The sequence below is a fragment of the Streptomyces sp. NPDC014764 genome, assembly GCF_043082785.1.
GTDB lineage: Bacteria > Actinomycetota > Actinomycetes > Streptomycetales > Streptomycetaceae > Streptomyces > Streptomyces althioticus.
Genome location: NZ_JBIBXY010000006.1, coordinates 157839 through 183640, shown reverse-complemented (window position 1 = coordinate 183640; position 25802 = coordinate 157839). Strand labels below are relative to the sequence as shown.

Sequence of the window (25802 nt, the reverse complement as noted above, 5' to 3'; positions counted from 1 at the left end):
GCGCGGCCCGCCGACCGGGTGCCCCGAGTGCGTCGGCAGCGCCTCAGGCGGAGACCCTCTTCGCGAGGTCCCGAAGCCGTGCCAAGGCTGTGGCCGCCTGGACGCGTTCACCGAACTGCGCCGGACCACGGTCCGCGGCGGGGCGGCGCGCCACCCGTTCCGATCACGCGCCTCGCCACATCAGGGACGCCTCAGGCGCCCTGACCACCCTGCTGCTGGGCCTGCTGGGCCTGCTGCTCGGCGATCTGCTGCCGCACCTGGTCCATGTCCAGCTTGCGGGCCTGGCCGATGACGTCGGTCAGCGCGGCCTCCGGCAGGGCGCCCGGCTGGGCGAACACCGCGACCTGGTCGCGGACGATCATCAGCGTCGGGATCGACTGGATGCCGAAGGCCGCGGCCAGCTCGGGCTGCGCCTCCGTGTCCACCTTGCCGAACACCAGGTCCGGGTTGTCCGCGGCCGCCTTCTCGTACACCGGTGCGAACTGCTTGCAGGGCCCGCACCACTCCGCCCAGAAGTCGATCAGCACGAACTCGTTGTCGGTGACCGTCTGGTCGAAGTTCTCCTTGGTGAGTTCGACGGTGGCGCTCATGGTCTGGTCCCTCTTCCTGCTGTCGGCTCGGGCGTCGGCACAACACGGCCGACCGGTCACATATTCCGCGCCCCTACCCATGTGGCCACCTGGCACACCACCCACCAGACTGACGTCATGACGGAAACGCAATCGACGCACACGGAAGCGATCGCCTACGACGTCGTGGTCATCGGCGCCGGACCGGTCGGGGAGAACGTCGCCGACCGCACCCGCGCGGCCGGCCTCTCCACGGCGGTGGTGGAGAGCGAACTGGTCGGCGGGGAGTGCTCCTACTGGGCCTGCATGCCCAGCAAGGCCCTGCTGCGCCCGGTCCTCACCCAGGCCGACGCCCGCCGCCTGCCCGGACTGAGCGCGTCCCTCCAGGGCCCCCTGGACACCGCCGCCGTGCTCGCCCGCCGCGACTACTTCACCTCCGGCTGGAAGGACGACGGCCAGGTCCAGTGGCTGGAGGGCACCGGCGCCGACCTGTACCGGGGCCGGGGACGCCTCAGCGGCCCGCGCACCGTCACCGTCACCGGCCCCGACGGCCGCGAGAGCGTCCTCACCGCCCGGCACGCCGTCGCCGTCTGCACCGGCAGCCGCGCCCTCCTCCCCGACCTGCCCGGACTGGACGAGGTCCGCCCCTGGACCAGCCGCGAGGCCACCAGCGCCCATTCAGCGCCCGGCCGGCTGGTCGTGGTGGGCGGCGGGGTCGTCGCCACCGAGATGGCCTGCGCCTGGCAGGCGCTCGGCTCGCGCGTCACCGTCCTGGTGCGTGGCGACGGTCTGCTCGGCCGTATGGAGCCCTTCGCGGGCGAGCTGGTCGCCGAGGGCCTCGCCGAGGCGGGCGCCGACATCCGTACCGGAGTCTCCGTGAAGGCCGTGAGTAGGGAGAACGGCAGCGTCGTCGTCCTCACCGACACCGGCGACCGGATCGAGGCGGACGAGATCCTCTTCGCCACCGGCCGCGCCCCCCGCACGGACGACCTCGGCCTGGAGACGATCGGCCTCGAGCCGGGATCCTGGCTGGACGTGGACGACAGCCTCCGGGTGACCGGCCACGAATGGCTGTACGCCGTCGGCGACGTCAACCACCGGGCGCTGCTCACCCACCAGGGCAAGTACCAGGCGCGCATCGCGGGCGCCGCCATCGTCACCCGGGCGGCGGGTGAGCCGGTGCAGACGGAGAAGTGGGGCGCACACACGGCCACCGCCGACCACGCGGCCGTCCCGCAGGTCGTCTTCACCGACCCGGAGGCGGCCTCCGTCGGCCTCACCCTCGCCGAGGCCGAGCAGGCCGGCCACCGGGTGCGGGCCGTGGACGTCGATGTGTCGTCGGTGGCGGGCGCGAGCCTGTACGGCGACGGCTACCGGGGCCGGGCCCGCATGGTCGTCGACCTGGAGGACGAGATCGTGCGCGGCGTCACCCTCGTCGGACCCGGCGTCGGCGAGCTGATCCACGCGGCGACCGTCGCGGTGGCGGGGCGCGTGCCGGTCAGCCGGCTGTGGCACGCCGTCCCGTCGTACCCCACGATCAGCGAGGTGTGGCTGCGGCTGCTGGAGGCGTACCGCGACGCCTGACCGGCGCCCGTGACCGGGACGGCTCCCGAGGGGCGGGCGCGGCTACGGCAGGTCGAAGCCCAGCGCCCGCGCCGCCTCCTCGGCCGTCGGCTGCCCCCAGTGCCGGGCCGCCGCCGCGTTGCAGGACAGCGAGCGGAGCTCCGCACGGTCCAGGTACAGCGTGCCGTCGAGATGGTCGGTCTCGTGCTGCACGATCCGGGCGGGCCAGCCGGTGAACTCCTCGTCCAGCGCTTGCCCGTGCTCGTCCTGCCCGGTCAGCCGCACCGCCGCGTGCCGCGCCACCACCGCCTGGTAACCGGGCACACTCAGACACCCCTCGAAGAACGCGGCCCGCTCCGGGCCCACGGCCTCGTACGCCGGGTTCACCAGCACCCGGAACGGCTGCGGCTCCCGTCCGCGAGCGATCCGCACCTCCTGCGGCACCGGCGCCGGATCCTCGATCACCGCGATCCGCAGCCCCACTCCCACCTGCGGCGCGGCCAGCCCCACCCCGGGCGCCGCGCGCATGGTGACGCGCAGCGCCCGCACGAACCGAGCCAGCAGCGCGTCGTCCAGCTGCCCGCCGTACGGCGTGGTGGGGCGGCGCAGCACCGGGTGCCCGGCGGCGACGATGGGCAACGGTCCCTCCTCGGCGAGAAGTTGCTCGACCCGCTCGGCCAACGGCACGCGATCGCTCGGAGTTTCCATCACGCCAGGATCGCATGACCTCCACCCCGTGTGGGCCAGGTCACACACCCTCCCGTGTGCTCGACAGGGGCCCCGTCCTCGCACCAGACGCAAGGTGCCCGGCTCCCCGAGGGGAACCGGGCACCGGTCTCACGCGCGCTCAGATCTCGTCGAAGTCGCCCGCCAGAGCGGCCGCGATCCGCAGGTGCGGCTGCGCCTCGGCGTCCCGCCCCTGCCGCTGCAGGGTGCGGCCGAGCATCAGACGGGCGTAGTGCTCCACCGGGTCGCGGTCCACGATGATCCGCAACTCGGATTCCGCGCGGCGCAGCTGGGCGGAGTGGTAGTAGGCGCGGGCGAGCAGCAGACGCGGCCCGGTCTGCTCCGGCACCTCCTCGACCAGGCTGCCCAGGACCCGCGCGGCGGAGTAGTAGTCCTTGGCGTCGAAGAACATCCCCGCGCGCTCCCAGCGCTCGGCGTGCGTTCCGTGGTCGTAGTACGTGGTGTTCACCCGGCACCTCCTTCGCGCCCGTCAACGGGTCCGCCCGGCCCGGTATTCCGCCTCCCTCCGCGCCCCCTGTGACCAGCGGCGCGACCCGTGCAGGATGCATAGGCTGACCGCACCGACTTCCCCGGAGGGACCTCGTGACGACCACCACCCCGCCGATCACCCCGGACGACGTCCGCTCCGCCGCCGCACGCCTGCGCGGCGTCGCCCACCGCACGCCCGTCCTGCGCTCCCGCACCCTGGACGCGCTCGTCGGCGCCGAGGTGCACCTCAAGTGCGAGAACTTCCAGCGAGTGGGCGCCTTCAAGTTCCGCGGCGCCTACAACACGATCTCCCGGCTCACCCCGGACCGGCTGGCGCTGGGCGTGGTCGCCTACTCCTCCGGCAACCACGCCCAGGCCGTCGCCCTCGCCGCCCGCGAGCTGGGCACCACCGCGGTCGTCGTCATGCCGGAGGACGCCCCGCCGTCGAAACGCGCCGCCGCCGAGGGGTACGGCGCGGAGGTCGTCACCTACGACCGCTACACCGGCGACCGCGCGGCGCTCGCCGAGTCCCTCGCCGCCGAGCGGGGCCTCACCCTCGTACCGCCCTACGACCACCCCCACGTCATCGCGGGCCAGGGCACGGCCGCGCTCGAACTGCTCGAGGACACGGGTGAGCTGGGTGCGCTGATCGCGCCGGTCGGCGGCGGGGGACTGATCGCCGGAAGCGCCACCGCCGTGAAGGGCCTGCATCCGGCGACCCGGGTGATCGGCGTCGAACCGGAGGCCGGGGACGACACCCGGCGCTCCCTGGAGGCGGGCCGGCGCGTCACCGTGCCCGTGCCCCGCACCATCGCCGACGGTCAGGCCGTCCCCACCCCCGGCGAGCTGACCTTCGCCGTGAACCGCCGGCTGCTGGACGGGGTCGTGCTGGTCGACGACCAGGCGATCGAGGAGGCGATGCGGTTCGCCTTCACCCGGCTGAAGATCGTCCTCGAGCCGAGCGGGGCCAGCCCGCTGGCCGCCCTGCTCACCGGCCGCGCGGACCCGCTCCCGCCCCGCGTCGGTCTGATCCTCTCCGGCGGCAACGTCGACACCGAACGCTTCGCCCGCCTCTGCGCCTCCGCCGGCTGAGCGGTCCGGCCCCGGGCCCCTCACCCGGATGGCGCCCCCGGGTGGACGGGCGGACGATGAGGAGGTAGGGACCGGCCCTGGCCGTACCGGGCCGGTCACCGGAAGGGAGCAGAGTCATGCTCGAGGTGAAGACGTTGGACAAGCCCGACGAGCGACGCGACTTCCCGAGGGGCCATCTCGAAGCCGTCCACATGACGGGGCTCGACTTCGCGGTCGCCACGTTCGAGCCGGGATGGCGCTGGTCGGAGTCGGTCGGCCCGATCGCCGGCACGGAGTCGTGCGGCATCCACCACAACGGCTACGTGCTCCAGGGCCGTCTGCACATCCGCATGGACGACGGCGCGGAGAGCGAGGTGGGCCCTGGCGACGTCTTCGTGTGCCCGCCGGGCCACGACGCGTGGGTCGTCGGCGACGAACAGGTCGTGGTCTACGACTTCGCGGGAGCCATGGCGACGGACTACGCGAAGGCGGACTGAGACCCGTAGGTGCGAGCCGCCCGGGCGGCAGCCGCCCGAGGGATCCCACATGCCAGTACTCCGGCGGCAGGCAGGGCGGTTCGGGCACGTCACTCTGATCGAAGTCTGACGGCCCGCACTGAGCGAGGGGAGCGGCCCCGCACGGGAGCCCCGGCGTTCGGGACGTGTGCGGGGCCGACCGGTCAGTCGAGGTAATGCGCGCGTCCCTCGTCGTCGAGGTCGACGGGACCCGTGGGGATGACGCAGAACTCGTTCCCCTCGGGGTCCGCCATCACCAGGAAGCCGCCGTCCTCGTACCCGTCCAGGCGCCGGCCGCCGAGCCCTTCGATCCGGCGCTGCTCGGCGGCCGGATCGGGGGCGGCGATGTCGAAGTGCATGCGGTTCTTCCCGGACTTGGGGGTCTCGGCGCGCTGGAAGCCGATGCCCAGGCCGTGCTCACGGCGGAGCCAGACGTAGGGGCCCGTGCGGCCGACGACGGGCCTGCCGAGCACCTCCGACCAGAACGCGGCGAGCTGCTCGGGGTCCGTCGCGTCGACGATGAGGGCGTTGATCTGCACTGAGGAATCGGTCATGCGCCGATCCTCTCCCGATACGGCGTGCGGGCGGTCCCAGCGCGGCCCGCGGACGCGGACCGAGGCCGCCGTCGACCTGGCCCGCCTCGCCGGACTGCGCCCGCCCCGGCCGGGGCCGCCGCCAGGGTCCGTTCGCAACATTGTGTGACTCGCACGTGCTCACGTGGAGGATGGTGCCGGGCTCGCGCGCGACCTACGACCGTCTGCCTTTGCCGACAGTCCCCCTCACACCGGCAGCAACCTCCCCACCAGTTCGTCCAGTTGCCGTACGTTCCTGCACTCCCGCATGTCCACCAGCTCCGCGTACGCCGGGGCGGCGGAGTCGCCCGTGCCCCAGAGGGTGCGGGGTTCGGGGTTGAGCCAGTGGACGCGGCGGGTGCGGCGGGTGAGGTCCCGTACGGCGGGGAGGTTGGGGTCGGCCATGTTGGTCCGGGCGTCGCCGAGGACGAACACCGTGGTGCGCGGGCCGACGGCGTCGGCGTACCGGTCGGTGAACTCGCCCAGCGCGGCGCCGTAGTCGCTGCTGTCGTGCCAGGCGGTGAGCCGGGCCTCCGCGCGGATGCGGGCGCCCAGGCCCTCCGGGTCGGCGGCGCCGTGGACCAGCAGGCCGGTCACCTCGTCGACGCGGTTGACGAAGGCGAACACCCGAACCTTGGAGAACTGGTCGTGCAGCGCCTGGACCAGGAGCATCGTGAAGTCGGAGAACCCTGCCACCGAGCCCGACACGTCGCACAGCAGCACCAGTTCGGGCCGGGCGGGCCGGCGACGGCGCAGGACGGGCCTCACCGGCACCCCGCCCGTGGACAGCGAGCCGCGCAGCGTCCTGCGCAGGTCGATGGTGCCGCGCGCCGCCCTGCGGCGACGTGCCGCGAGCCGGGTGGCCAGTTTGCGGGCGAGCGGCTGGACCGTCCGGCGCATCTCCGCCAGCCGGTCCTTGCCGGCGAGCAGGAAGTCGACCCGGTCGGCGGTCGGCGCGAGCGCGCGGCGGGCGATCTCGTCGCGGCCCCGGCGTTCCGCGGCCCGGCGCCGCGCCTCCGCGGCGACCAGCCGGCGGAAGTCCTCGATGCGCCGCCTGATCTCGTCCTCGAGGAGCCGGTCGGCGAACCCTCCGCCCCCGTCCCGCCCGCGCACCTCGTCCCGCACCCGGGCCAGCAGCGTCTGCGGACGCAGCCGGTCCAGCGTCTGGTACGACGACCAGCCGTCCGAGCCGGACGAACCGCCGTACCCGCCGAAGCCGTCGACCGCCTCCACCGCCAGCCGGGCCAGCGCCGCCGTGTCGTTCGCGGCGAGCGCCTCCGCCAGCCGGGCGCGCAGCGCCTCGCGGTCTGCGTCACCGCCGTCGGCGTCGGGCCGGCCCACCCGGCTCGGGAAGTACAGCTCGAAGACCGCGTCGAACACGGGGCGTCCGCCCGCGCCGTGCAGCAGGGTCGCCGCCAGGCCCTCCCGGAGGAGTTCCCGGTCGGCGAGGCCCAGCGCCTCCACCGCGCGCGCCGCGTCCACGGTCTCCCCGGTGCCGATCCGCAGCCCGTGCGCGCGCAGCGCGTCGACCAGGCCGGTCAGCCGGGTCACCAGGTCCGTGTCGGCGCGGACCGGGTCCGCGGCGGCGGTCACAGCGCGTCCAGGTCGAGCTTGGCCGCCGCCTTCCGGATGTCGTCCTGGTGCTTGAGGACCACGCCCAGACTGTCCCGTACGACCGACTCGTCGAGCGTGCTCGCGCCGAGCGCCAGCAGGGTGCGCGCCCAGTCGACGGTCTCGGCCACCGACGGCGCCTTGCGCAGGTCCATCGCGCGCAGCGCGCCCACCACCCGCACCACGGACTCCGCCAGCGCCGCGTCCACACCCGGCACCTTCAGCCGGACGATGCGCCGCTCCAGCTCCGCGTCCGGGAACCCGATGTGCAGGAACAGACAGCGGCGGCGCAGCGCCTCGGACAGCTCTCGGGTCGCGTTGGAGGTGAGGACGGTGAACGGCCGGCGGGTGGCTGAGACCGTACCCAGCTCGGGCACCGTCACCTGGAAGTCGCCGAGCACCTCCAGGAGCAGCCCCTCGATCTCGACGTCGGCCTTGTCGGTCTCGTCGATCAGCAGCACCTTGGGGTCGTCGCCGCGGATCGCGGTGAGCAGCGGACGGGGGAGGAGGAACTCCTCGCTGAAGATGTCCGTGCGGGCCTCGTCCCACGTCTCACCCCGCCCCGCGCTGATCCGCAGCAGCTGCTTGGCGTGGTTCCACTCGTACAGCGCGCGCGACTCGTCCACGCCCTCGTAACACTGGAGCCGCACCAGCCGGGCGTCGCAGGCGCGGGCGACTGCCTTGGCCAGCTCGGTCTTGCCCACGCCCGCGGGACCCTCCACCAGCAGCGGCTTGCCGAGCCGGGCCGCGAGGAAGACGGTGGTGGCGACCGCGGGCGAGGCCAGGTAGCCGGTCTCGGCGAGGCGTGCGGAGACGTCGTCGACGGAAGTGAACAACTGCGGCCTCCGGCTGGGCGCGGGAACGACGGTGTCCGGGCACCCGTGGATGCCCGGCACCTATCTAAGCGCTTGCTCATCACCCTGTCACGCGCCCGCTCGTCACGCGCCCGCTCGTCGCGCGCCCGCGCCCATCGCCCGCACCGCCCGGGTGCGCGGCACGCGTCGCGCCGTGAACAGACTCGTGGCGACGGTCGCCGCCGCTCCGACCGCGGCGACGGCCGGCCACACACCCGCCGGTCGTCCGGGGACGAGAGGCCCACACGAGGCGCAGTGCCCGTCGTGGGGGTGCGGCGCAACGACACCCCCCGGACGGTGGTTCACCGGACCAGCACGACCTCCAGTGCGCGCGGCCCGTGCACGCCCTCGACCCGGTCCAGCTCGATGTCGCTGGTCGCGGAGGGGCCGGAGATCCACGTCAACGGGCGGGCGGGGTCGAGGCGTTCGAGGGCCCGCGGGACGGACGCCACCACCTGGTCGGGGACGCGCACCACGCAGATGTGGTGGTCGGGGATCAGGCTGATCCGGCGCCGGCCCTGGTCGGGGGAGCCGTCGAGGACGATGGTGCCGGTCTCGGCGACGGCAACGGCGCAGGCCGTCACGACGCTGTCGACCCGGTCCAGCTCGTACGGGGTGCTCGTCGCCTCGTCCGGCACCCGTGTGATCTCGGCCGCCGCGAGCCAGCCCTCGTCCAGTCCGGGCGGCACCAGCACGGTCGACGCGCCGCGCGCCGTCAGGAGTTCCGCGACGACGCCCGGCAGCGAGCCGGCGTCCGTCCGGTGCACGACCGCCCGGTAGTCCGCCAGATTCTCCGCCAGCAGGTCCACCGTCTCCTCGACGGTCCGCTCCCCGTGCTCACGCAGATAGTCCCGCTCGACCGGCGTGTCCTCGTCCGGCGGCACGTCCGCCAGGGCCCGCCGCACCCGGCCCAGGATCCGCTCCCTGCTGCTCACGCCCCACCGTCCTTCCCGCCGCGTGTCCGCTGCCACCAGTCCCGGAACGGCTCCGCCGGCACCGGCGGCAGGTCCCGGGTACCGCTCCACGCCTTGCCCGGCCCTGGCAGCGTGCGCGGATGCAGCCGCCGCGTGCGCGAGGCGAGCCGCTGCCCGGTGCGCAGGGCGCCGGGACGGGTGAGTGCCCAGCGGGCCGCGCGCATCGCCGCCCGCTCGGCCGCGTGGCCCTTCGCGGGCCGCAGCCGCACCTTGTTGCCGTCGCGGACGGCCTCGCCGCCCTCCACGACCCGCTCCCGCAGATGCACCAGCACCTCGGGGATGTCGATGGCGACGGGGCACACCTCGTAACAGGCCCCGCACAGCGACGACGCGTACGGCAGCGAGGCGTCGATCTCGCTTCCCGTACCCCGCAGTTGGGGGCTCAGGATGGCGCCGATCGGGCCGGGGTAGACCGAGCCGTACGCGTGCCCGCCCGCTCGCTCGTACACCGGGCAGACGTTGAGACAGGCGGAGCAGCGGATGCAGCGCAGCGCCTGCCGTCCCACCTCGTCGGCGAGGGTGTCGGTGCGTCCGTTGTCCAGCAGCACCAGGTGGAAGGAGCGCGGGCCGTCCGAGTCCGTGGTCCCGGTCCACATCGACGTGTAGGGGTTCATCCGCTCGGCGGTGGAGGAGCGGGGGAGGGTCTGCAGGAACACCTCCAGGTCCTGCCAGGTGGGCACGATCTTCTCGATGCCCACCACCGAGATCAGCGTCTCGGGCAGGGTGAGGCACATCCGCCCGTTGCCCTCGGACTCCACCACGACGAGCGTGCCGGTCTCGGCGACCATGAAGTTCGCGCCGCTGATGCCGACCTTGGCGCGCAGGAACTTCTCCCGCAGATGCAGCCGCGCCGCCTCGGCGAGGTCGGCGGGCGTGTCGGTGAGCCCCTCGGGCGCGGGACGCCCCCACTCGCCCATCTCCCGCGTGAAGATCTCCCGGATCTCCCCGCGGTTGCGGTGGATCGCCGGGACCAGGATGTGCGAAGGGCGGTCCTTGCCCAACTGCACGATCAGCTCGGCGAGATCGGTCTCGTAGGCGTGGATGCTCTGCGCCTCCAGCGCCTCGTTCAGGGCGACCTCCTGCGTGGCCATCGACTTGACCTTGACGACCTCCGTCTCGCCGGTCGCCTTCACCAGCCCGGAGACGATCCGGTTCGCCTCGTCGGCGTCGGCGGCCCAGTGGACGACACCGCCCGCCGCCGTCACCGCCTCCTCCAACTGCTCGAGGTAGCGGTCGAGATGGCGCAGCGTGCGGTCCTTGATCCGCTTCCCCGCCTGGCGCAGCCGCTCCCAGTCGTCCAGCTCCGCGACCGCCCGTGCCCGCTTGGCGCGGATGGTGTGCGTGGCGTGCCGCAGATTGCCGCGCAGGGTGGTGTCCCGCACGGCCTCCCGGGCCGCCGCAGGGAAAGCGGGCATACCGACGAACGTTCCGCTCATACGGCCGGGTCCTCCTCCGTGCTCGCCAGGATCTCCGCGATGTGCACCGGCCGCATGCCGGTCCGCAGCCGCGTCATCGTGCCGCCGATGTGCATCAGGCAGGAGTTGTCCGCAGCGCACAGCACCTCGGCGCCCGTCGACTCGGCGTTGCGCACCTTGTCCGCGCCCATGGCCGCCGACACGTCGGCGTTCTTCAGCGCGAACGTGCCGCCGAACCCGCAGCACTCGTCCGCACCCGGCAGCTCCACCAGCTCCAGCCCCTTCACCGCGCGCAGCAGCCGCAGCGGCCGCTCGCCCAGCCCCAGCGAGCGCAGCCCGTGGCAGGTCGGGTGGTACGTGACCCGCTGCGGGTAGTACGCCCCGACGTCCGTCACCCCCAGCACGTCCACCAGGAACTCGGTCAGCTCGTACGTCTTCGGCACGACCGGCGCCAGCACCGTCGCGAGACCGTCGCCGCGCCCCTCGGACCTGGCCCGCTCACCCATCCGCGGGTACAGCTCCCGCACCATCGCCCCGCACGACCCGGACGGTGTCACGATCGCGTCGTAGTCGCGGAAGACGTCCGCGAAGTGACGGGCCATCGGCTCCGTCTCGTGCCGGTACCCGGTGTTGTAGTGGGCCTGGCCGCAGCAGGTCTGCGCCTCGGGGAAGTCGACGTCGACGCCCAGCCGCGTGAGCAGCCTCACCACGGCACGGCCGGTGTCCGGGTAGAGCGTGTCGTTGACGCAGGTCAGGAACAGTGCGACACGCATCGCGGCTCCTCGTCCGGTCGATCATCGGGTGTGGGGCAGGGTAGTGCGGGTCCGGGCTCCTGGGGGAGACCCGGTGAGGTCCCGGCGAGCCGGGCGCGGGCCGCCTCCCATCGCCGGGTGTCGCCGCGCGGCTCGTACCGGGTGAGCGACTGGGTGGCGGCCAGCAGCCGCCGCATGCCGGAGAGGTCGCCGACCCGGCCCTGGGCGCGGGCCTGCACGAGCACGTTGCCGAACGCCGCCGCCTCGGTCGGCCCGGCCACCACCGGCAGCCCGCAGGCGTCGGCGGTCAGCTGGCACAGCAGTGCGTTGCGGGTGCCGCCGCCCACCACGTGCACCACGTCCACCGCGCGTCCGGCGAGCCGCTGGGCGTCCTCGACGGCCGTGCGGTGGGCCAGGGCGAGCGAGTCGAGGATGCAGCGCACGGTCGTGGCGGGGGAGTCCGGCACCGGCTGGCCCGTGGCGCGGCACGCCTCGGCGATCCGCTCCGGCATCCGCCCCGGCGCGAGGAACGCGCTGTCCCCGGCGTCCACCACCGACCGCAGCGCCTGCGCCCCGGCCGCCTCCCGCAGCAGCGCGCCCAGATCCGGCTCGCCCCAGGCCCGCAGGCACTCCTGGAGCAGCCACAGCCCCATGATGTTGCGCAGGTACCGGACCGTGCCGTCCAGCCCCAGTTCGTTCGTGAAGTTCGCGGCCCGGCTCTCCTCGGTCAGCACCGGCGCGTCCAGCTCGAGCCCGGCCAGCGACCAGGTGCCCGTGCAGATGTAGGCGAACCGCTCGCCGTGCGCGGGTACTGCGGCCACCGCGGACGCCGTGTCGTGCGACGCGACCGCCGTCACCGTCACCGGCCCGGCAAGCCCGGTCTCCTCCAGCACCTCGGGCCGCAGCACTCCCGCCGGATCACCGGGCCGACGCAGCGGAGCGAACAGCCCCAGGTCGATGCCCAGCCGCTCCGCCACCCCGTGCGCCCAGGTGCGGGTGCGCGGGTCGATCAGCTGGGTGGTGGAGGCGTTGGTCAGCTCGGTGCCCTGCTCCCCGGTCAGCCAGTACGTCAGCAGGTCGGGCATCAGCAGCAGCCGCTCCGCCTGCGCGAACTGCCGTGAGCCACGCGCTGCGACGAGCTGGTACAGGGTGTTGAACGGCGCGTACTGCAGCCCGGTCGCCGCGTACAGCTCCGCGGCCGGCACGGTCGCCCACACCTTCTCCGCCACGGTGTCGGTCCGCCCGTCGCGGTAGTGCACCGGGTTGCCCAGCAGCGCCCCGTCCGCGTCGAGCAGCCCGTGGTCGACGGCCCAGCTGTCGATGCCGACCGAGGCGACCTCCCCGGCCGCCCGCAGCCCGTCCAGCACCCCGCCGTACAGCGCCAGCACGTCCCAGCGCAGCCCTTCCGGCACCCGCACCGGACGGTTCGGGAACCGGTGCGCCTCCGTCAGCTCCAGGCTGCGGGGGCCCACCCGGCCGACCATGACGCGCCCGCTGGACGCGCCCAGGTCGACCGCCGCGTACGCCCCCACGCCGCCGCTCATCGCAGGAAGGCGGCGGCGACGCCGGCGTCGACCGGGACGTGCAGCCCGGTGGTGTGGGTGAGGTCGCCGCCGGTCAGCGCGAACACGGCGTTCGCCACGTGCTCCGGCAGCACCTCACGCTTCAGCAGCGTCCGCTGCGCGTAGAACTCGCCCAGCTTCTCCTCCGGCACCCCGTACACGGCCGCCCGCTGAGCACCCCAGCCGCCCGCGAAGATCCCCGAACCGCGGACCACACCGTCCGGGTTGACGCCGTTGACCCGGATGCCGTGCTCGCCCAGCTCCGCCGCCAGCAGGCGCACCTGGTGGGCCTGGTCGGCCTTGGTCGCCGAGTACGCGATGTTGTCGGGACCGGCGAACACGGCGTTCTTGCTGGCGATGTAGACGATGTCGCCGCCCAGCCGCTGCGCGGTCATCACCCGCGCAGCCTCCCGCGACACCAGGAACGAACCCCTCGCCATGACGGCGTGCTGGAGGTCCCAGTCCTTCGCGGACGTCTCCAGCAGGGGCTTGGAGATGGAGATCCCGGCGTTGTTCACCACCAGGTCCACCCCGCCGAAGGCGAGCACGGACTCCCGGAAGGCGGCGGCGATCCGCTCCTCGTCCGTCACGTCCACGGTCACCGCGACGGCCTTGTCGGGACCGCCCAGTTCCTCCGCGACCCGGGCCGCGTTCTCCCCGTTCAGATCGGCCACGACGACACACGCGCCCTCGGCGGCCAGCCGCCGCGCGATGGCCTTGCCGATCCCGCTGCCGGCCCCGGTCACCAGCGCCACCCGGGTCGCCAGCGGCTTCGGCGGCGGCATCCGCCGCAGCTTGGCCTCCTCCAGCGCCCAGTACTCGATGCGGAACTTCTCCGACTCCTCGATCGGCGCATACGTCGAGACCGCTTCGGCCCCGCGCATCACGTTGATGGCGTTGACGTAGAACTCCCCGGCCACCCGCGCCGTCTGCTTGTCCTTGCCGAAGCTGAACATGCCGACGCCCGGCACCAGCACGATCGCTGGGTCGGCGCCGCGCATCGCGGGGGAGCCGGGCTCCGCGTGCCGCTCGTAGTAGGCGGCGTACTCCTGCCGGTAATCCGCGTGCAGCTCCTCCAGCCGCGTCACCGCCTCGTCGAGCGGCGCGGTCGGCGGCAGATCCAGCACCAGCGGACGCACCTTGGTACGCAGGAAGTGGTCAGGGCACGAGGTCCCCAGCGCGGCCAGCCGCGGATGTTCCGCCCGTGCCAGGAAGTCGAGCACGGCGTCGGAGTCGTCGAAGTGCCCCACCTGCGGCCGGTCCTGCGAGGCGATGGCCCGCACGAACGGCGCGAGGGCCGCCGCCCGCTCCCGCCGCTGGTCCTCCGGCAGCGCCTCGTACCCCTCGACCACCTGCCCGAACGGCTCGGGCCGTCCCCGTTCGGCGAGGAACCGCTCGGCGGTGCGGATGATGTGCAGCGAGTTCCGCTCGCACTCCTCGGAGGTGTCGCCCCACGCGGTGATCCCGTGCCCGCCGAGCACGCATCCGATCGCCTGCGGATGGGCGGCCTTCACAGCGGCGATGTCCAGACCCAGCTGGAACCCCGGCCGCCGCCACGGCACCCACACCACGGTGTCGCCGAAACACTCGGCGGTCAGCTTCTCCCCGTCGGCGGCACACGCCAGCGCGATGCCCGAGTCGGGGTGCAGATGATCGACGTGGGCGGCGTCGACCAGTCCGTGCATCGCGGTGTCGATGGAAGGAGCGGCGCCGCCCCTGCCGTGGAGGCAGTAGTCGAACGCGCCGACCATCTCGTCCTCGCGCTCCACGCCCGGATACACGTCGACGAGCGCCCGCAGCCGGTCCAGCCGCAACACGGCCAGCCCGCCCTCGGTCAGAGTCCCGAGATCCCCACCGGACCCCTTGACCCACATCAGCTCCACATCGCCCCCGGTGACGGGATCGACCGCCCGCCCCTTGGCGGAGGCGTTCCCCCCGGCGTAGTTGGTGTTGCGGGGATCACTGCCCAGCCGACGCGACCGAGCGAGCAGAGCAGCGACTTCACGGTGAACCATGACGACCAGTCCTTGAAGAAGAGGGTGAGGGGGACGCACCTCCAGGGGTGCGCGGGGATCTGAGAGAGGGCGAGCGGAACGCGCCTCCAGGGATGCGCGGCGATCGAGGGAGGGCGAGCGGAACGCGCCTCCAGGGATGCGCGGCGATCGAGGGAGGGCGAGCGGAACGCGCCTCCAGGGGCGCGGGGAACTGCGCGACCAGCCCCCACGAACCCGCACCCGGCGACGACGCGGAAACCCGGCAGCCGCCTGCCCCCCCACCCCGCCTACGCCCCCCACCCCGCCTGCTCACCCCCCACCCGCTCAGCCACGATCTTCTCCGCCCACCCCGACCGCGCATACGCCCCCATCGGATCGGGATCCAACCCCATCTCCTCCCGAACCTCCCGAAGAAGCGGACGCACGTCCGTACTGAACGCGTCCATCAGCACGGCGTTGGCCGCCAGCACGTCCCCGGCGCGCTGCGCCTCATCCAGAGCCGACCGGTCCACCAGCAACGCCTTGGCGGTGGCCTCCTGCACGTTCATGACGGACCGGATGATCGCGGGAATCTTCGCTTCCACGTTGTGGCACTGATCCAGCATGAACGCCACGTCCCCGGACAGCCCGCCCCCGCGGACCACCTCGTACATGATCCGGAACAGCTGGAACGGGTCGGCCGCGCCGACCATCAGGTCGTCGTCGGCGTAGAACCGCGAGTTGAAGTCGAACCCCCCGAGCTTCCCCTCCCGCAGCAGCGTCGCCACGATAAACTCGATGTTCGTGCCCGGCGCGTGATGCCCCGTGTCCACCACCACCTGCGCCTTCGGCCCCAGCTTCAGGCAGTGCGCGTACGCCGTCCCCCAGTCGGGGACGTCCGTCGCGTAGAACGCCGGCTCGAACAGCTTGTACTCCAGGAGCATCCGCTGGTCGTCCCGGAGCCGCTCGTAGACCTCGGCGAGCGCCTCCGCCAGCCGGTCCTGCCGGGCCCGCAAGTCGTCCTGCCCGGGGTAGTTGGTGCCGTCCGCGAACCACAGCTTCAGGTCCTTCGACCCGGTCGCGTCCATGATGCCGACGCACTCCAGCAGATGGTCCACGGCCTTCCGGCGCACGGCCGCGTCGGGGTGGCAGACGGAGCCGAGCCGGTAGTCGTCGTCCTGGAACGTGTTGGAGTTGACCGCGCCGAGCCGCAGCCCGCGCTCCTCGGCGTGCCGGGCCAGCGCCGCGTAGTCGTCGACCCTGTCCCAGGGGATGTGCAGCGCCACGGTCGGCGCGACACCCGTGAACTCGTGCACCTTGGCCGCGTCGTCCAGCTTCTCCCGCGGATCGCGCGGGACGCCCTGCTGCGCGAACACCTTGAACCGGGTGCCCGAGTTGCCGTACGCCCACGACGGCGTCTCGACGGCCTGGGTCTTGAGAGCGGCTTTCACCGCGGCGCGCTCGGTCACGTCAGGGCTCCTGTGACATCGGGTCGTAACGACCATAGAGTGAAACGATTCAGGACGCGAGGCTAGGGGTCCCCCGAAGGGGTGTCAACCCCCTTGGTCACGGCCTTCCTACGTGACCTGGGTGTGATCCGAAGCGGTCGCAATCTTTTCGACCGAGACCCATTGACGTGACATGCGCGACGCGCCTAACGTCCCGGCAATCCAGTTGAAACCTTTCACGACGTCGTCAGGGTCGCACCGCCGACGTCGTCGAGGAGCCCTCATGACCCACCCGTCCGACACGGGTCCGGCCCCGGTCCTCGCGCTCAAGGGCATCTCGAAGTCCTTCGGCGCGGTCCGCGCGCTGCGGGACGTCTCCCTGGAGCTGTTCCCCGGGGAGGTGCACGCCCTGGCCGGAGAGAACGGAGCCGGCAAGTCCACGCTCATCAAGACGCTCGCCGGCGTGCACCGGCCGGACGCCGGCCAGGTGCTGCTCGACGGCGCGCCCGTCGTCTTCCACGGGCCCGGGGACGCCCGCGACGCCGGCATCGCCGTGATCTACCAGGAACCTACGCTCTTCCCCGACCTGTCGATCGCCGAGAACATCTTCATGGGCCGTCAGCCCCGCCGCGCCCTGCGCCGCATCGACCACCGGGCGACGCGTGACGCCACCACCGCCCTGATGAAGCGGCTCGGCGTCGGACTGGACCCGGACCGGCCCGCCCGCGGACTGTCCATCGCCGACCAGCAGATCGTCGAGATCGCCAAGGCGCTCTCCTTCGACGCCCGCGTCCTGATCATGGACGAGCCCACCGCCGCCCTCACCCACAGCGAGGTCGCCCGCCTCTTCGGCGTCGTCCGCGCGCTGCGTGACCAGGGCGCCGCCGTCCTTTTCATCTCGCACCGCCTGGAGGAGATCTTCGAGATCTGCCGACGCGTCACCACCCTGCGCGACGGCGCCTGGATCGCGAGCGAACCCCTCGACGCAATGACCGAGGACGACCTGGTCCGCCGCATGGTGGGCCGGGACCTGGCCGAGCTCTACCCCAAGCAGGACGTGACACCCGGCGAGGTCGCCCTGAGCGTGCGGCGCCTCACCCGCGAGGGCGTCTTCACCGACGTCTCCTTCGACGTGCGGCGCGGCGAGATCGTGGGACTCGCCGGACTGGTCGGCGCCGGACGCACCGAGGTGGCCCGCGCGGTGTTCGGCATCGACCGCCGGGACGCCGGCGAGGTCGAGGTCGACGGACGCAGGCTCACCGACGGAGCCCCGTCCACCGCGATGGCCGCCGGACTCGCCCTGGTCCCCGAGGACCGGCGCGCCCAGGGCCTGGTGATGGACATGTCCATCGAGCGCAACATCGGCCTCACCGGCCTCGGCGCCACCGTGAGGGCCGGGCTGATGGACCGGGGCGCCGAACGCAGCCGCTCACTCGACTGGGCCGTGAAACTCCGCGTCAAGTACGCCCGTATCGCCGACACGGTGAACACGCTGTCCGGCGGCAACCAGCAGAAGGTCGTCCTCGCCAAGTGGCTCGCCACGCGCCCCAAGGTGCTGATCGTGGACGAGCCCACGCGCGGCATAGACGTCGGCACCAAGGCCGAGGTGCACCGGCTGCTGTCGCAGCTCGCCGCCGACGGCGTGGCCGTCCTGATGATCTCCTCCGACCTGCCCGAGGTCCTCGGCATGGCCGACCGTGTGCTGGTCATGCACGAGGGCCGGCTCACCGCCGAGATCCCCCGCACCGACGCCACCGAGGAAACCGTGATGGCCGCAGCCACCGGGAGGGCCGCGTGAGAGGGAAGTACCGCCCACGCCCTTCAGGCCGTGGGGGAACACGCGCGGTCACCGGCCCGCGGACGTTCACGACGCCCGCACCTCCGCGCCGCACGGGCGGAGCAGCGAACGGAAGGGGCACGGCATGACGGTCACCGCCCCCGACGAAGCCCCCGTCACCGAGGTGCCGAAGGCAGGCGCCACCCGGCTGGTGGACCGCGTCTTCAAGATGCGCGAACTCGCCATCCTCGCCGTGCTGCTGGTGATGATCGCCGTCACCCAGGCCGGCAACAGCGAATTCCTGTCCGAGCAGGGCATCAAGGACCTGCTGCTGAACGCGACCATCCTGGTGCTGGTCGCCACCGGCCAGGCCCTGGTCGTCATCACCCGCAACGTCGACCTGTCCGTCGGCTCCACCCTCGGCATCAGCGCCTTCGCCGCCGGCCTCTACCTCCAGGACGGCGGCGACCCGGTCCTCGCCGTCGCCCTCGCCGTCCTGCTCGGCGTCGGCTTCGGCCTGCTCAACGGCCTGCTCGTCTCCCTCGGCCAGGTACCCGCCCTCGTCGTCACCCTCGGCACGCTGTACATCATCCGCGGCATCGACTCCATCTGGGTCGGCTCCCGCCAGATCACCGCGGCCGATCTCCCAGGCGGCTTCGTCGACTTCGGCTCCGGCGGCGTCTCCGCCGTGCCCTACCTGGCGCTGATCGCGCTCGCGGTACTGGTGGCCACGGCGTACTGCCTGCGGCACTTCGGCTGCGGGCGCGAGCTGTACGCGCTCGGCTCCAACCCGGAGGCGGCCCGGCTCGCGGGCATCCCGGTGCGCAGGCGGATCCTCGCCGCCTACACCTTCTGCGGCGCCCTCGCCGGGCTGGCCGGCGCGCTGTACCTCGCCCGTTTCGGCAACGTCGACTCCGGCACCGGCAGCGGCTACGAACTCACCGTCGTCAGCGCGGTCGTGGTCGGCGGCGTCGTCTTCACCGGCGGCTCCGGCAGCGTCTACGGCGCCGCCCTCGGCGCGCTGCTGCTCACCTCGATCAACAGTGTGCTGCCCGCGCTCGGGGTCAGCTCCGTGTGGGTGCTCGCCGTCAACGGCATCCTGCTCGTCCTCGCCATCGCGGTCGACCGGGTCGTCGCGCTGCGCGTGGCCTCCGCCCTAAAGAAGAGGAACGCCCGCCATGCCTGACTCCCTCACGCGCGCCGTTCGCTGGGACACGGTCGTCGGCGCCCTGCTCGTGGTCGTCCTGCTGCTGTCGTTCACCACCGTCGACGGCTTCGGCAACGCGCTCAACCTGTCGTTCCTCATTGGCAACACCCTGCCGATCGCGCTGATCGCCCTGCCCATGACGCTGCTCGTGGTGTCCGGCGAGATCGACCTGTCCGTGGCGTCCACGGCCGGGCTGTCCGGCGCGGTGATGGGCGCCCTGTGGAACCAGGGCATGGCCATCGAGACGATCATCCCGGTCTGCCTGCTCATCGGCGTCGTGTGCGGACTGGTCAACGGCCTGCTGGTGACCAGGCTCGGACTGCCTTCGCTCGCCGTCACCATCGGCACCCTCGCCGCCTACCGGGGCATCGCGCAGATCGTGCTCGGCTCCGACGCGGTCACCGACTTCCCCTCCGCCTACCTGGACTTCGCAGCCGGGCGCATCGGCGACACGTTCGTCCCGTACGCCTTCCTGCCCTTCCTGGTGCTGCTCGCGATCGCCGTCGTCTGCCTGCACGCCACCCCGTTCGGCCGGTCGCTGTTCGCGATCGGGGCCGGTGAGGAGGCCGCGCGGTTCGCCGGCATCCGCGTCAAGCGGCAGAAGCTGATCCTGTTCACGGTGACCGGCCTGATGTCGGCACTCACCGGCGTCTTCTGGGCGCTGCACTACGCCAGCGCCCGCTACGACAACGCCACCGGCCTCGAACTGTCCGTCGTCGCGGCCGTGCTGCTGGGCGGCATCGACTTCGACGGCGGCAGGGGCACCCTCGGCGGCGCGATCGCCGGCGTGTTCCTGCTGGGAGCCCTGCAGAACGTGATGAGCCTGAGGGACGTCTCCGCCCAGTCCCAGATCGTCGTCACCGGCGTGCTGCTCCTGCTGTCCGTCCTCGGCCCGCGCGTCGCCCGGCAGATCGCCGTGGCCCGCGCCGGACGAAGGACGGCCACCGCTCCGGACCGCAAGACGCCTGCACCGACCTCATGACCTCTCCTCGCCCTTAAGGAACCCGCCATGCGCACAGCTTCCCTCCGCCGTACCTGCGCGGCCCTCGCCGCCGTCACCTCCCTCGCCCTCGCCGCCACCGCGTGCGGCGGCACCACGAAGGAGGACGTCAAGAACGAGGGCGGCGCCGCCGCCTCCGCCGGCAAGGCCGACCCGGACGCGGCCACCAAGAAGGGCCTCACCGTCGGCTTCCTGCCCAAGCAGGTCAACAACCCCTACTTCACCTCCGCCGACAAGGGCGGCGAGAAGGCCGTCAAGGAGCTCGGCTCCACCTTCAAGGAGGTCGGCCCCACCAGCGCCACCGACACCGCCGGGCAGGTCTCCTACGTCAACACGCTGACCCAGCAGCAGGTCGACGCGATGGCCGTCTCCGCGCAGGACCCCGGCGCCCTGTGCACCGCGCTCAAGCAGGCCATGAGGAACGGCATCAAGGTCGTCACCTACGACTCCGACACCAAGGCCGACTGCCGCAACGCCTTCGTCTCCCAGGCGTCCGCCGAGGACCTGGGCCGCACCGAGGTGCAACTCCTCGCCGAACAGATCGGCTACAAGGGCGAGATCGCGATCCTGTCCGCCGCGCAGACCGCGACCAACCAGAACACCTGGATCGAGTTCATGAAGGACGAGCTCAAGGATCCCAAGTACAAGGACATGAAGCTGGTCAAGGTCGCCTACGGCAACGACGACGCCCAGCAGTCCTTCCAGCAGACCCAGGGCCTGCTCCAGGAGTACCCGAACCTCAAGGGGATCATCTCCCCGACCACGGTCGGCATCAAGGCCGCCGCCCAGTACCTGTCCGGCTCCAAGTACAAGGGCAAGGTCAAGCTGACCGGCCTCGGCACCCCCAACGACATGCGCAAGTACGTCAAGAACGGCACCGTCGAGGCGTTCGAGCTGTGGGACCCGGCCAAGCTCGGCGAGCTGGCCGCCCGCACCGCGATCGCGCTCGCCTCCGGCCAGATCACCGGCCAGGAGGGTGAGACCTTCACGGCCGGCGCGATGGGCGAGTACACGATCGGCAAGGACGGCGTGATCAACCTGGGCAAGCCCACCGAGTTCAACGCGGAGAACATCGACCAGTTCGACTTCTGACCCCCACGAGCTGCTTCACGGGAAGGCGGTACTCCGTGCGACGCGTCTGCTTCCTGCTCAAGGTCCGCCAGGACCGCATCGACGAGTACCGCGCACGCCACGCCGCCGTGTGGCCCGAGATGCGCGAGGCGCTCTCGGCCACCGGCTGGCACAACTACTCCCTCTTCCTGCGCGACGACGGCCTCCTCGTCGGCTACCTGGAGACCGACGACTTCGAGGCCGCCAAGGCCGGCATGGAGGCCACCGAGGTCAATGCCCGCTGGCAGGCCGAGATGGCGCCCTTCTTCGAGTCCCCCGACGGCTCCCGGCCCGACGAGGCGATGACCCCGCTCACCGAGGTCTTCCACCTCGGCTGACGGTCACGGGCCCGCCCGGCCCGTGACCGAAAAGGGCCGGACGTGCGGGTAGTGTGAGGGCCCGCCCGCGCCGCCCCCTGTCTCCCCGTATCCCTGGAGGTCCCTGCCCGATGGCCCAGTCGGTGGGTATCAAGGACGTCGCCCGCGTCGCCGGAGTCTCCGTCGGCACCGTCTCCAACGTGATCAACCGTCCGGACACGGTCGCCGCCGAGACCCGCGCCCGGGTGCTGTCCGCCATCGACCGGCTCGGCTACGTCCGCAGCGAGTCCGCCCGCCAGCTGCGCGCCGGACGCAGCCGCATCATGGGCCTGCTGGTCCTCGACATGGGCAACCCCTTCTTCGTCGACGTGGCGCGAGGCGCCGAGCGGGCCGCCCGCCAGGCCGGCCTCGGCGTCATGGTCTGCAACAGCGCCCAGAGCCCGAGCGAGGAGGCCGAGTACCTGTCCCTCTTCGCCGAACAGCGGGTACGCGGCGTGCTGCTCACCCCCGCCGACGCCAGCGGCCGCAACATCGAGGCGTTCAGACGCCACGGCATCCCCTTCGTGCTGGTCGACCGGGTCGCCGAGGGCACCACCGAGTGCTCCGTCTCCGTCGACGACGTCGCCGGCGGCGCCCTGGCCGTGCGGCACCTGGTCGACGCCGGACACCGCTCCGTCGCGTACGTCAGCGGCCCGCCCGGACTCAACCAGGTCCGGGACCGCCGCACCGGCGCGCTCGACGCCCTCGCCGAGGCCGGGCTCGGCCCCGACAGCCTGCACGAGCTGCCCACCGAGCGGCTCGACGTCGCCGCCGGACGCGACGCCGGCGCCCGTCTCCTCGGCCTGGCCCGCCGCCCCACCGCCGTGTTCTGCGCCAACGACCTGCTCGCCCTCGGTGTGCTCCAGGCGATGTACGCGGCCGGCGTCGGCGTCCCCGACGACCTCGCCATCGTCGGCTACGACGACATCGAGTTCGCCGCCGCGGCGGCCGTGCCGCTCACCTCCGTGCGGCAGCCCGCCGTCACCATGGGCGCGCTGGCCGCCGAGCTGCTGCTCGAGGAGACCGAGGACACCGGCGCCCCGCACGAGCACCGCCGTGTGGTGCTCGCCCCGGAGCTGGTCGTACGGCGCTCCAGCCTGTCCGCGCGCTGACCGACAGGATTGACCGGCATTCAGGAACTTTTTCATGATCCCGGGGTCGTTGGCCGCAGGAACATGTGCTGAACTGGGTCGCGGCCCGACAATCCGTTCGTCCCGGGAGTCCCGTTGACCGACACCTACCACCAGCCCGGAGTGGTCCTCACCGACCGCCGGTTCACCGTGCCCCTCGATCACGACAACCCCTCGGGGGAGACGATCGAGCTGTACGCGCGCGAGGTCGTCGCCCGGGACAAGGCGGACCGGGACCTGCCCTGGCTGCTGTACCTCCAGGGCGGCCCGGGCTTCGGGGCGAACCGTTTCGTCGGCAAGCCGGCCTGGCTCGGCCGCGCCCTGGACGACTACCGGGTCCTCCTCCTCGACCAGCGCGGCACCGGCGCCTCCACCCCCGCCAACCGGCAGACGCTCCCGCTGCGCGGCGGCGCCGCCGGGCAGGCCGACTACCTCACCCACTTCCGCTCCGACGCGATCGTCCGCGACTGCGAGGCCATCCGCCCGCAGGTCACCGGCGGCGCCCGCTGGACCGTGCTCGGCCAGAGCTTCGGCGGCTTCTGCACCGTCACCTACCTGTCCATGGCCCCCGAAGGACTGGACACCGCCCTGATCACCGGCGGCCTGCCCTCCCTCGACGCGCACGCCGACGACGTCTACCGGGCCGCCTACCCGCGCATCGAGCGCAAGGTCGCGGCCCACTACGCCCGCTACCCGCAGGACGTCGAGCGCGCCCGCCGCATCGCCGACCACCTCCTCACCCACGACGTGGTCCTGCCGAACGGCTACCGGTTCACCGTCGAGGCGTTCCAGTCCCTCGGCCTGATGCTCGGCGGCGGCGACGGCAGCCACCGCCTGCACTTCCTCCTCGAGGACGCCTTCGTCCCGACCCCTTCCGGCCCCGCGCTCTCGGACGCCTTCCAGGAGGAGGTGCAGGGCCTGCTGTCGTTCGCCGGACACCCCCTCTACGCGCTGATCCACGAGGCGATCTACGCCCAGGACGCCCGCCCCACCGCCTGGTCCGCCGAGCGGGTCCGGTCCGAGTTCCCGCAGTTCGACGCGGCCAAGGCGCTCGCAGGCGACCAGCCCGTGCTGTTCACCGGCGAGACGGTCCACCCCTGGACGTTCGACTGCGACCCGGCGCTGCGTCCCCTGCGGGAGACCGCGGAACTCCTCGCCGCCCGCACCGACTGGACCTCGCTGTACGACCCGGCGCGCCTGGCCGCCAACGAGGTCCCGGCCGCTGCCGCCGTCTACCACGACGACATGTACGTCGACACCGCGCACTCCCTGGCCACCGCCCGGACGGTCCGCGGCCTGCGCACCTGGGTGACCGACGAGTTCGAGCACGACGGCGTCCGCACCGGAGGCCCCCGCGTCCTGGACCGCCTGCTCGCCCTCGCCCGCGGGGACGCCTGACCGCGAGGAGGTCCGACCGCGCGCCCCCGTGCACTGTCGGTGGCGGGGGTTAACCTGCGGAACATGACCGAGCCGACGATCAGTCAACTCCAGCCCATGCCCGACGACTGGCAGCGCGCTCTGGCCGTGGTCGCCCACCCCGACGACCTGGAGTACGGCTGCGCGGCGGCCGTCGCCGCCTGGACCGACGCGGGCCGCGAGGTCTCCTACGTGCTGGCGACCCGCGGCGAGGCGGGCATCGACACGCTGGAACCGGCCAGGTGCGGACCGCTCCGGGAGCTCGAACAGCGGGCGAGCGCGGCCGTGGTGGGCGTGACCGAGGTCGCCTTCCTGGACCACGCGGACGGTGTGATCGAGTACGGTCCCGGCCTGCGCCGGGACATCGCGGCGGCGATCCGGCGCCACCGGCCCGAGCTGGTCGTCACGCTGAACCACCGGGACACCTGGGGCGGCACCGCCTGGAACACCCCGGACCACGTGGCCGTCGGCCGCGCCACGCTCGACGCGGCCGGCGACGCCGGCAACCGCTGGATCTTCCCGGAGCTGACCGAGCAGGGGCTGGAGCCCTGGGACGGCGTGCGCTGGGTGGCGGTCGCCGGTTCGAGCTCGCCCACCCACGCGGTGGACGCGACGGCCGGCCTGGAGCGGGCGGTGCGCTCCCTGCTGGAGCACCGCACCTACATCGAGGCGCTCACCGACGAGGACCCGGAGACGTACGCGCGCACGCTTCTGAGCGGCTTCGCCGAGGAGACGGGAAAGCGGTTCGGGAGCCGCCCGGCGGTCGCCTTCGAGCTGTTCCCGAGGTGAGCGCCGTGGGGGAGGAGGAGCTGCTCGCGCGGAGCTTCGAGGAGCACCGCGCCCACCTCAAGGCAGTCGCCTACCGCATGCTCGGCTCGTTCGCCGAGGCGGAGGACGCCGTGCAGGAGGCGTGGCTTCGGCTGGGCCGCGTGGAGCCCGGCGGGATCGACAACCTGGGTGGCTGGCTCACCACCGTGACCGGCCGCATCTGCCTGGACCTGCTGCGCTCGCGCACGGCGCGCCGGGAGCAGCCGATGGACGACACGTTCGTCCCGGACCCGGTGCTCCGGCCGCTGGCCCGGGTCGACCCGGAGCAGGAGGCGCTGGAGGCCGACTCGGTCGGCATCGCCCTGCTGGTCGTGATGGAGGCCCTCGGTCCCGACGAGCGGCTGGCGTTCGTGCTGCACGACATGTTCGCCGTGCCCTTCGACGACATCGCCCCGGTGGTGGAGCGCACCCCGGCCGCGACCCGTCAGCTCGCCGGCCGGGCCCGGCGCCGCGTCCGCGACTCGGCCCCGCCGTCCGACCCGGACGCGGCGCGCCAGCGGCAGGCCCTCGACGCCTTCCGCGCCGCCGCGCGCCTGGGCGACTTCGAGGCGCTGCTCGCGGTGCTGCACCCGGACGTGGTGCTGCGCGCCGACGCGGGCGCCCTGGTCCAGGGCGTGGCGGGATCCAAGCGGCTCCGGGGCGCCCGGCGCGTCGCCGAGTCGGCGATGCTGTTCTCCCGTTACAACGCGACCGCCCGCATGGTCCTGGTCAACGGCGCCCCGGGTCTGGTCGGCGTGGTCGACGGCCGCGTCGGCTCGGTCCTGACGGTCACGGTCCACGAGGGCCGCATCACGGCCCTCTACATCCTGGCGGACCCGGAGCGGCTGGAAGGGCTGGTGCTGCCGGACGACGCGGTCTGACGCGCGGCGCGGGCGCCTCCGTGG

24 protein-coding genes are annotated in these 25802 nt (G+C 72.9%); 12 read left to right on the top strand and 12 right to left on the bottom strand.

Annotated features, from left to right (window positions below; translation table 11 throughout):
• Window positions 1-191: 191 nt before the first annotated feature.
• Window positions 192-671, bottom strand: coding sequence for a thioredoxin (gene trxA / locus ACF1AG_RS17285; protein WP_391809979.1), 480 nt, complete (start codon window positions 669-671; stop codon window positions 192-194).
• 36 nt (window positions 672-707) lie between these two features.
• Between trxA and ACF1AG_RS17280 the strand changes: the two genes are divergently transcribed.
• The gene (locus tag ACF1AG_RS17280) at window positions 708-2153 is read left to right on the top strand and encodes a dihydrolipoyl dehydrogenase family protein (RefSeq protein WP_391809978.1); all 1446 of its coding nucleotides are present in this window, start codon (window positions 708-710) and stop codon (window positions 2151-2153) included.
• A 42-nt stretch (window positions 2154-2195) separates the two neighbouring features.
• On the opposite strand, the gene ACF1AG_RS17275 is transcribed toward ACF1AG_RS17280, so the two are convergent.
• Window positions 2196-2840, bottom strand: coding sequence for a peptide deformylase (locus ACF1AG_RS17275; protein WP_387795190.1), 645 nt, complete (start codon window positions 2838-2840; stop codon window positions 2196-2198).
• Window positions 2841-2979: 139 nt separating this feature from the next.
• Window positions 2980-3327, bottom strand: coding sequence for a tetratricopeptide repeat protein (locus ACF1AG_RS17270; RefSeq protein ID WP_359600594.1), 348 nt, complete (start codon window positions 3325-3327; stop codon window positions 2980-2982).
• A 134-nt stretch (window positions 3328-3461) separates the two neighbouring features.
• On the opposite strand from ACF1AG_RS17270, the gene ACF1AG_RS17265 reads away from it, so the two are divergent.
• Together ACF1AG_RS17265 and ACF1AG_RS17260 are read left to right on the top strand one after the other, a co-directional pair.
• Complete coding sequence (locus ACF1AG_RS17265) at window positions 3462-4439, top strand: threonine/serine dehydratase (protein WP_391809977.1); 978 nt, start codon at window positions 3462-3464, stop codon at window positions 4437-4439.
• 116 nt (window positions 4440-4555) lie between these two features.
• A complete protein-coding gene (locus ACF1AG_RS17260; RefSeq protein ID WP_359600596.1) occupies window positions 4556-4915 on the top strand; it encodes a cupin domain-containing protein in 360 nt (119 codons plus the stop codon).
• 182 nt (window positions 4916-5097) lie between these two features.
• On the opposite strand, the gene ACF1AG_RS17255 is transcribed toward ACF1AG_RS17260, so the two are convergent.
• The 9 genes from ACF1AG_RS17255 to rhaI all read right to left on the bottom strand — a co-directional run bounded on the left by ACF1AG_RS17255 (window position 5098) and on the right by rhaI (window position 16115).
• A complete protein-coding gene (locus tag ACF1AG_RS17255; protein WP_391809976.1) occupies window positions 5098-5487 on the bottom strand; it encodes a VOC family protein in 390 nt (129 codons plus the stop codon).
• A gap of 225 nt (window positions 5488-5712) precedes the next feature.
• Window positions 5713-7098 (bottom strand): VWA domain-containing protein, encoded by a 1386-nt coding sequence (locus ACF1AG_RS17250; protein ID WP_391809975.1) that lies wholly within the window; start codon window positions 7096-7098, stop codon window positions 5713-5715.
• Entirely contained in the window at window positions 7095-7952 is an 858-nt protein-coding gene (locus tag ACF1AG_RS17245; protein WP_359749012.1) for a MoxR family ATPase, read from the bottom strand. The genes ACF1AG_RS17250 and ACF1AG_RS17245 overlap by 4 nt, the downstream gene beginning before the upstream one ends.
• A gap of 320 nt (window positions 7953-8272) precedes the next feature.
• Window positions 8273-8905, bottom strand: a complete 633-nt coding sequence (locus tag ACF1AG_RS17240) for a lactate utilization protein C (RefSeq protein ID WP_391809974.1) — start codon at window positions 8903-8905, stop codon at window positions 8273-8275.
• On the bottom strand, window positions 8902-10380 hold the full coding sequence (locus ACF1AG_RS17235; RefSeq protein ID WP_391809973.1) for a lactate utilization protein B: 1479 nt from the start codon (window positions 10378-10380) through the stop codon (window positions 8902-8904). Before ACF1AG_RS17235 ends, ACF1AG_RS17240 begins: the two co-directional genes overlap by 4 nt.
• Window positions 10377-11132 carry a (Fe-S)-binding protein gene (locus ACF1AG_RS17230; protein WP_387795187.1) on the bottom strand — a complete coding sequence of 252 codons (756 nt, stop codon included), beginning with the start codon at window positions 11130-11132 and terminating at the stop codon, window positions 10377-10379. Before ACF1AG_RS17230 ends, ACF1AG_RS17235 begins: the two co-directional genes overlap by 4 nt.
• Window positions 11111-12655 (bottom strand): rhamnulokinase family protein, encoded by a 1545-nt coding sequence (locus ACF1AG_RS17225; protein ID WP_387795186.1) that lies wholly within the window; start codon window positions 12653-12655, stop codon window positions 11111-11113. Before ACF1AG_RS17225 ends, ACF1AG_RS17230 begins: the two co-directional genes overlap by 22 nt.
• A complete protein-coding gene (locus tag ACF1AG_RS17220; protein WP_391809972.1) occupies window positions 12652-14688 on the bottom strand; it encodes a bifunctional aldolase/short-chain dehydrogenase in 2037 nt (678 codons plus the stop codon). Before ACF1AG_RS17220 ends, ACF1AG_RS17225 begins: the two co-directional genes overlap by 4 nt.
• A gap of 266 nt (window positions 14689-14954) precedes the next feature.
• Window positions 14955-16115: an L-rhamnose isomerase gene (gene rhaI, locus ACF1AG_RS17215; protein WP_391809971.1), complete on the bottom strand. Its 1161-nt coding sequence runs from the start codon at window positions 16113-16115 to the stop codon at window positions 14955-14957.
• A gap of 262 nt (window positions 16116-16377) precedes the next feature.
• Here rhaI and ACF1AG_RS17210 point away from each other — a divergent pair, with 262 nt between their 5' ends.
• From ACF1AG_RS17210 to ACF1AG_RS17170, 9 genes are all read left to right on the top strand, one after another.
• A complete protein-coding gene (locus ACF1AG_RS17210) occupies window positions 16378-17892 on the top strand; it encodes a sugar ABC transporter ATP-binding protein (protein WP_391809970.1) in 1515 nt (504 codons plus the stop codon).
• Between the two features lie 124 nt (window positions 17893-18016).
• Complete coding sequence (locus tag ACF1AG_RS17205; protein WP_359600607.1) at window positions 18017-19057, top strand: ABC transporter permease; 1041 nt, start codon at window positions 18017-18019, stop codon at window positions 19055-19057.
• Entirely contained in the window at window positions 19050-20060 is a 1011-nt protein-coding gene (locus tag ACF1AG_RS17200) for an ABC transporter permease (RefSeq protein WP_391809969.1), read from the top strand. Before ACF1AG_RS17205 ends, ACF1AG_RS17200 begins: the two co-directional genes overlap by 8 nt.
• Before the next feature lie 27 nt (window positions 20061-20087).
• Window positions 20088-21170 carry a rhamnose ABC transporter substrate-binding protein gene (gene rhaS / locus ACF1AG_RS17195; protein ID WP_359600609.1) on the top strand — a complete coding sequence of 361 codons (1083 nt, stop codon included), beginning with the start codon at window positions 20088-20090 and terminating at the stop codon, window positions 21168-21170.
• A gap of 35 nt (window positions 21171-21205) precedes the next feature.
• Window positions 21206-21526, top strand: a complete 321-nt coding sequence (locus ACF1AG_RS17190) for an L-rhamnose mutarotase (RefSeq protein ID WP_359600610.1) — start codon at window positions 21206-21208, stop codon at window positions 21524-21526.
• Between the two features lie 110 nt (window positions 21527-21636).
• Window positions 21637-22656: a LacI family DNA-binding transcriptional regulator gene (locus tag ACF1AG_RS17185; RefSeq protein ID WP_359600611.1), complete on the top strand. Its 1020-nt coding sequence runs from the start codon at window positions 21637-21639 to the stop codon at window positions 22654-22656.
• 114 nt (window positions 22657-22770) lie between these two features.
• The gene (locus tag ACF1AG_RS17180; RefSeq protein ID WP_391809968.1) at window positions 22771-24072 is read left to right on the top strand and encodes an alpha/beta fold hydrolase; all 1302 of its coding nucleotides are present in this window, start codon (window positions 22771-22773) and stop codon (window positions 24070-24072) included.
• Between the two features lie 63 nt (window positions 24073-24135).
• On the top strand, window positions 24136-24879 hold the full coding sequence (locus ACF1AG_RS17175; RefSeq protein WP_359600613.1) for a PIG-L deacetylase family protein: 744 nt from the start codon (window positions 24136-24138) through the stop codon (window positions 24877-24879).
• Window positions 24880-24884: 5 nt separating this feature from the next.
• The gene (locus ACF1AG_RS17170) at window positions 24885-25778 is read left to right on the top strand and encodes a sigma-70 family RNA polymerase sigma factor (RefSeq protein ID WP_391809967.1); all 894 of its coding nucleotides are present in this window, start codon (window positions 24885-24887) and stop codon (window positions 25776-25778) included.
• Window positions 25779-25802: the final 24 nt, after the last annotated feature.

Coding starts and splice junctions, on each gene's coding strand:
- ACF1AG_RS17200 (WP_391809969.1), top strand. CDS start 19,050: ATGCCTGACTCCCTCACGCGCGCCGTTCGCTGGGACACGGTCGTCGGC.
- ACF1AG_RS17275 (WP_387795190.1), bottom strand. CDS start 2,840: ATGGAAACTCCGAGCGATCGCGTGCCGTTGGCCGAGCGGGTCGAGCAA.
- ACF1AG_RS17255 (WP_391809976.1), bottom strand. CDS start 5,487: ATGACCGATTCCTCAGTGCAGATCAACGCCCTCATCGTCGACGCGACG.
- ACF1AG_RS17235 (WP_391809973.1), bottom strand. CDS start 10,380: ATGAGCGGAACGTTCGTCGGTATGCCCGCTTTCCCTGCGGCGGCCCGG.
- ACF1AG_RS17205 (WP_359600607.1), top strand. CDS start 18,017: ATGACGGTCACCGCCCCCGACGAAGCCCCCGTCACCGAGGTGCCGAAG.
- trxA (WP_391809979.1), bottom strand. CDS start 671: ATGGGTAGGGGCGCGGAATATGTGACCGGTCGGCCGTGTTGTGCCGAC.
- ACF1AG_RS17230 (WP_387795187.1), bottom strand. CDS start 11,132: ATGCGTGTCGCACTGTTCCTGACCTGCGTCAACGACACGCTCTACCCG.
- ACF1AG_RS17260 (WP_359600596.1), top strand. CDS start 4,556: ATGCTCGAGGTGAAGACGTTGGACAAGCCCGACGAGCGACGCGACTTC.
- ACF1AG_RS17210 (WP_391809970.1), top strand. CDS start 16,378: ATGACCCACCCGTCCGACACGGGTCCGGCCCCGGTCCTCGCGCTCAAG.
- ACF1AG_RS17175 (WP_359600613.1), top strand. CDS start 24,136: ATGACCGAGCCGACGATCAGTCAACTCCAGCCCATGCCCGACGACTGG.
- ACF1AG_RS17220 (WP_391809972.1), bottom strand. CDS start 14,688: ATGGTTCACCGTGAAGTCGCTGCTCTGCTCGCTCGGTCGCGTCGGCTG.
- ACF1AG_RS17185 (WP_359600611.1), top strand. CDS start 21,637: ATGGCCCAGTCGGTGGGTATCAAGGACGTCGCCCGCGTCGCCGGAGTC.
- rhaS (WP_359600609.1), top strand. CDS start 20,088: ATGCGCACAGCTTCCCTCCGCCGTACCTGCGCGGCCCTCGCCGCCGTC.
- ACF1AG_RS17225 (WP_387795186.1), bottom strand. CDS start 12,655: ATGAGCGGCGGCGTGGGGGCGTACGCGGCGGTCGACCTGGGCGCGTCC.
- ACF1AG_RS17280 (WP_391809978.1), top strand. CDS start 708: ATGACGGAAACGCAATCGACGCACACGGAAGCGATCGCCTACGACGTC.